At 67.8% G+C, this 655-nt stretch carries 1 protein-coding gene; it reads left to right on the forward strand.

Features of this window, described 5'->3' with window-relative positions; translation table 11 throughout:
• On the forward strand, positions 1-583 hold a 583-nt coding region (locus tag ACFOWZ_RS43945; RefSeq protein ID WP_382379997.1), incomplete at its 5' end, for an HNH endonuclease signature motif containing protein.
• Positions 584-655: the final 72 nt, after the last annotated feature.

Consider the following 655-nt stretch of genomic DNA (forward strand, 5'->3'; position numbering starts at 1 on the left):
CGCCGAGGAAGGCCCGGACCTGCGCACCCGCGAGGAACGCGAAGGCGACGCCCTGGCCGACCTGGTCGACCTGATGCTGCGCGCCGACCAGTTGCCCGAACACGGCGGCGAACCGGTCACTCTGACGCTGACCATGTCCTACGACGACCTCGCCAACCAGGTCGGCCACGCCACCCTGGACAACGGCGACCGCGTCCCGGCCGAGCAGGTGCGTCAGTTCGCCTGCAACGCGGGGATCATCCCGATGGTCCTGGGCGGAGCAGGCCAGCCGCTGGACGTCGGCCGCAAGACCCGCACCTTCCCGGCCGCGATCCGCCGGACCCTGGTCACCAGGGACAGGGGCTGCGCCTTCCCCGGCTGCGGCAGACCACCCAGACAGTGCGACGCCCACCACATCCGCCACTGGGCCAACGGCGGCGACACCTCCGTCGACAACGCCGTCCTGCTCTGCCGCCACCACCACACCCTGATCCACCAGAGCAAGTGGGAAGTCAGGCTGGTGACCGGGATACCGACGTTCTACCCGCCAGCCTGGATTGATCCCAATGCCGCTAAGTTAGCGATCTTGAATGTGGCGACGTAGGGCCGTGAAGTAGTTGGCACTACTGTGGTTCGGTGCCGTCGCCTCGCTCGTTCACCGATGGAATCAGCATCG

The organism is Lentzea rhizosphaerae, from assembly GCF_042649515.1.
GTDB classification, from domain to species: Bacteria; Actinomycetota; Actinomycetes; order Mycobacteriales; family Pseudonocardiaceae; genus Lentzea; species Lentzea aerocolonigenes.